The sequence below is a fragment of the Pseudomonas sp. SDO5532_S415 genome (genome assembly GCF_054071155.1).
Map to the genome: position 1 here is coordinate 1 of NZ_JBSVWS010000281.1, position 4485 is coordinate 4485.

At 60.3% G+C, this 4485-nt stretch carries 4 protein-coding genes; 3 read left to right on the forward strand and 1 reads right to left on the reverse strand.

Annotated features, from left to right (window positions below; genetic code table 11):
- Positions 1–121 precede the first annotated feature (121 nt).
- Both ACW9HW_RS29060 and ACW9HW_RS29065 read left to right on the forward strand, forming a co-directional pair.
- Positions 122–2758 (forward strand): excinuclease ABC subunit A, encoded by a 2637-nt coding sequence (locus tag ACW9HW_RS29060; protein ID WP_457402761.1) that lies wholly within the window; start codon positions 122–124, stop codon positions 2756–2758.
- 189 nt (positions 2759–2947) lie between these two features.
- Entirely contained in the window at positions 2948–3136 is a 189-nt protein-coding gene (locus ACW9HW_RS29065) for a hypothetical protein (RefSeq protein ID WP_095194664.1), read from the forward strand.
- A 177-nt stretch (positions 3137–3313) separates the two neighbouring features.
- Here ACW9HW_RS29065 and ACW9HW_RS29070 read toward each other — a convergent pair whose 3' ends face one another.
- Positions 3314–3835 (reverse strand): DUF4142 domain-containing protein, encoded by a 522-nt coding sequence (locus tag ACW9HW_RS29070; protein WP_095194665.1) that lies wholly within the window; start codon positions 3833–3835, stop codon positions 3314–3316.
- Between the two features lie 208 nt (positions 3836–4043).
- Here ACW9HW_RS29070 and ACW9HW_RS29075 point away from each other — a divergent pair, with 208 nt between their 5' ends.
- Complete coding sequence (locus ACW9HW_RS29075) at positions 4044–4277, forward strand: DUF465 domain-containing protein (protein ID WP_008059225.1); 234 nt, start codon at positions 4044–4046, stop codon at positions 4275–4277.
- Positions 4278–4485: the final 208 nt, after the last annotated feature.

Sequence of the window (4485 nt, forward strand, 5' to 3'; positions counted from 1 at the left end):
AGCCTGCTCGCGAAAGCGGAGTGTCAGGCAACATCTATGTTGAATGACAGATCGCATTCGCGAGCAGGCTCGCTCCCACAGGGGAATGGTGTTTTTTCAGTAATTTATGTAAGGCGACCCGATGACTTCAACGCGCACCTCAACTCCCCCCTCAGGCATGGTCAGGGTGCGCGGCGCCCGGGAACACAACCTCAAGAACATCGATGTCGATATCCCCCGCGATGCCCTGGTGGTGTTCACCGGGGTGTCGGGTTCGGGGAAGTCTTCCCTGGCGTTTTCGACCCTGTACGCCGAGGCGCAACGGCGTTATTTCGAGTCCGTGGCGCCTTATGCGCGGCGCCTGATCGATCAGGTCGGGGTGCCGGATGTCGACTCCATCGAAGGCTTGCCGCCGGCAGTGGCCTTGCAGCAACAACGGGGTACGCCGAGTACGCGTTCTTCGGTGGGCAGCGTCACGACCCTGTCGAGCCTGATCCGCATGCTGTATTCGCGCGCCGGCAGTTATCCGGCGGGGCAGCCAATGCTGTACGCCGAAGACTTTTCGCCGAACACACCCCAGGGCGCCTGCGCCGAATGCCATGGCCTGGGTCGGGTGTATGAAGTTACCGAAGCGCTGATGGTACCGGACCCGAGCCTGAGCATTCGCCAGCGTGCGGTCGCTTCCTGGCCATTGGCCTGGCAGGGCCAGAACCTGCGGGACATCCTCGTGACCATGGGCTACGACGTCGATATCCCTTGGCGTGAACTGCCGAAAAAACAGCGCGACTGGATTCTCTTCACCGAAGAAACCCCGACGGTGCCGGTGTATGCCGGGCTCACCCCGGAAGAAACCCGGGTCGCCCTCAAGCGCAAGATGGAGCCGAGTTACCAAGGCACCTTCACCGGCGCACGGCGCTACATCCTGCACACCTTCACCCATTCGCAAAGTGCGCTGATGAAGAAGCGCGTCTCGCAATTCATGCTCGGCAGCCCTTGCCCGTTGTGCGACGGCAAACGCCTCAAGCGCGAGGCCTTGTCGGTGACCTTCGCCGGCTACGACATCGGTGAGTTGTCGCAGATGCCATTGCTGCAAGTGGCCGACGTACTCAGGCCGGTGGCAGCCGAGCATTATCTGCAGGAGGGCGAGGAGGCGGGTGAGGTGCTGACCCACCGCCAGACCCGCGAAGCCCGAGAACAGCGCGTCGCCCACGGCGCCAGTGGCCACGCCAATGCGCCGGATGTACGGCATACACCGAACCTGTCGGTGGAAAAACGCCTGGCCGCGCAACGGATCGCCCAGGACCTGCTGGAGCGGGTCAGCACTCTGACCGATCTGGGCCTTGGTTACCTGGCACTGGAGCGCAGCACCCCGACACTGTCGTCCGGCGAATTGCAGCGCCTGCGCCTGGCAACGCAGTTGGGTTCGCAGCTGTTCGGTGTGATCTACGTGCTGGACGAACCTTCGGCCGGCTTGCACCCGGCCGATGGCGAGGCGTTGTTCGAGGCCCTGCAACGCTTGAAAGCCGCCGGCAACACCTTGTTCGTGGTCGAACACGACCTGGAAACCATGCGCCGCGCCGACTGGTTGATCGATGTCGGACCGGCGGCGGGTGAGCATGGCGGTCGGGTGCTGTACAGCGGCGCACCCATGGGGCTGGCCGATGTCACTGATTCACAAACCCGCGCTTATCTATTCGCCGGAAACATCGCCACATCCCGAACCTTGCGCAAGCCAAGCGATTGGCTGCGTCTGGAAGGCATCACCCGCAATAACCTGAACAACCTCGACGTCGAGTTTCCGCTGGGGTGTTTTACCGCGGTGACCGGGGTTTCGGGTTCGGGCAAATCCAGCCTGGTCAGCCAGGCCTTGCTGGAGCTGGTTGGCGCGCACCTCGGTCGCCCGTCCACTGACAGCGACTCGCAAGAGCCGAGCCTGGAAGACGATGCGCCGCAAGTCAGCGGTGGCCAGGTGACGGCGGGACTGGCGTCGATCAAACGTCTGGTGCAAGTCGACCAGAAACCCATCGGCCGCACCCCGCGCTCCAACCTGGCAACCTACACCGGGCTGTTCGACAACGTGCGCAAGCTCTACGCCGCCACGCCCGAGGCCCAGGCGGCGGGTTATGACGCCGGGCAGTTTTCCTTCAACGTCGCCAAGGGCCGCTGCCCGACCTGCGAAGGCGAGGGTTTTGTCAGCGTCGAGTTGCTGTTCATGCCCAGTGTCTATGCACCATGCCCGACCTGCCACGGCGCCCGCTACAACCCAGAAACCCTGGCAATCACCTGGCAGGGGCGCAACATTGCCCAGGTACTGCAACTGACCGTGGACCAGGCGGTCGAGGTCTTCGCCGAGCAAGCAGCCGTGCGTCGTTCGTTGGAGGTACTGCGCGATATCGGCCTGGGTTACCTGCGTCTCGGCCAACCGGCGACGGAGCTGTCCGGCGGCGAAGCCCAGCGCATCAAGCTGGCCACCGAGCTGCAACGCAATCAGCGCGGGGCGACGCTGTACGTGCTCGATGAACCCACCACCGGGTTGCACCCGCGGGACGTCGATCGCTTGCTTGAACAGTTGAACAACCTGGTGGAGGCGGGGCACACGGTGATCGTTGTCGAACATGAAATGCGCGTGGTGGCGCAGAGTGACTGGGTGATCGATATGGGTCCAGGGGCTGGGGATCAGGGGGGCAAGATTGTCGTGGCGGGCGCACCGCAGAAAGTGGCCAAGAGCAAAAAGAGCCGGACGGCGCCGTTCCTTGCCAGGACTTTGGGCTTGGCTTGAATGGGCAGTGAATCTGCTGGCCTCTTCGTCGGATCGCCGCCCGGAGCCGGCTCGCTCCCACAATGGGTCTTTGGCGTTCACAATTGTCCGGTAGGAGGCTGATGAAGGGAACGTTGACCGCGTCGTGACTTCGAAACTACAAGGCCCGAGTGTTTCGGCCGCGTACTTGCAGTGATGAACGAGGTTCTTATGAAAGAGAAAAATCTTGGCGAACCCCCGCAAAGCACCCCGGAGCCACAGAGCGGTGATACGGCGGTTGACCAGAAAAACCGCCATACCGATAACGACAATGAATTCAGTCCGGGCTTCAAGCCCAACCCGGATCGACCCAAGCCCAGCGATGACACCGATGCCGATATCGACACGGATGGTGGCTAGGTGGCGGACATAAAACTGGCAGGCAGACACAAAATATGTGGCGAGGGAGCTTGCTCCCGCTTGAGTGCGCAGCACTCACAAAAATCGCACTGAGATCGCAAAGGTTGTCAGATTTTTGGGGCTGCTCTGCGCAGCCCAGCGCGAGCAAGCTCGCTCGCCACAAGGATCACAGCTCCATTATTTGCCCGGATGGGCAGCCTGGAGTTTTTTCGCCATATCCAGATGTTTTTCCAGCCCAGGCAACATTTTCTGCGCAAAGCCTTTCAGCTCGGTAGCGCCTTTGGTTCTGTCATCCGTCACCGTGTTGGCTTGCTTCTCGAACAGCTCAATGGCGTCTTCGTGGGCCTTGACCTGATTGTTGGCGTAGGCCGCGTCGAAGGACTCGTCACGCATGTCGAGAATTTTTTCCTTGGCCTGCTTTACCAGCGTCGTGTCGTCTGGCACTTCGATGTCATTCTTTTTCGCGATGGTCGCCAGTTCATCGTTGGCCTTGCCATGGTCGGTGATCATCATGTTGGCGAATGCCTTGATGTCTGCCGATTGGCTCTTTTCCAGCGCCAGGCGGCTGGTTTCGATTTCCGCGATACCACCGGCGGCGGCCTTGTCGACAAAGTCGTTGGAGGTGGCTGCGAATGCCGTGCCGATGCTGGTACTCAAGGCAACGGCCAGAGCGAGGTGGCGCAAGTTGAATCCGTCCATAGGTGCTTCTCCACACAAGTGATCGAGGTGATCGTTAACCTGTGGAGGCTGGCGCCCGGGCAAAGGTTTTATCGTTTTTGATACAGGGCGACGAACGGACACCGCTGGTCAGACAGATGGTCGACAGAACCGGCCAACCAAGGCCATTCTGATAGTTGGCGAACGCAATCAGTCGCGTTTGCTACCGATTAACAAACGGAGGTGTTCCATGCCGGTGCCCCACGACCTTTTTCAGGATCTGAAACGCACGAAGGAAGAAATCCAGAAGAAACGCGCCGAGGATCCGTTACTGGATTCACTGATCAACAAGTATTCCCAGGCGGATAAAGCTGTGGTGGAGGCAGAGGAAGCCAAATCCAGCGATGACGCGGTGACCAAGCTCAAGGCGAAGCGCCTGGAGGTCAAGGACAAGATCGTCAAACAACTCCAGTCGTCGTCCTGATTCAGCGTAATGAGTCACCGACGACCGGTGATTGAACCGTTGGAACGGCGATTAAAACCGGCACCTCGAGTGTTCAGAGTCCGAACATCGGGCTCCATGCGAGGTGCCACATGAAGCAAAAATACCCCGCGAAAAAAACCAACAATCCCTGTGGGAGCGAGCCTGCTCGCGAAGACGGCGTGTCAGATACATCTGTGTCGACTGACAC

Bases quoted from the DNA above. Each gene is read 5' to 3' on its own strand.
- ACW9HW_RS29060 (WP_457402761.1), top strand. From the start codon at position 122: ATGACTTCAACGCGCACCTCAACTCCCCCCTCAGGCATGGTCAGGGTG.
- ACW9HW_RS29065 (WP_095194664.1), top strand. From the start codon at position 2,948: ATGAAAGAGAAAAATCTTGGCGAACCCCCGCAAAGCACCCCGGAGCCA.
- ACW9HW_RS29070 (WP_095194665.1), bottom strand. From the start codon at position 3,835: ATGGACGGATTCAACTTGCGCCACCTCGCTCTGGCCGTTGCCTTGAGT.
- ACW9HW_RS29075 (WP_008059225.1), top strand. From the start codon at position 4,044: ATGCCGGTGCCCCACGACCTTTTTCAGGATCTGAAACGCACGAAGGAA.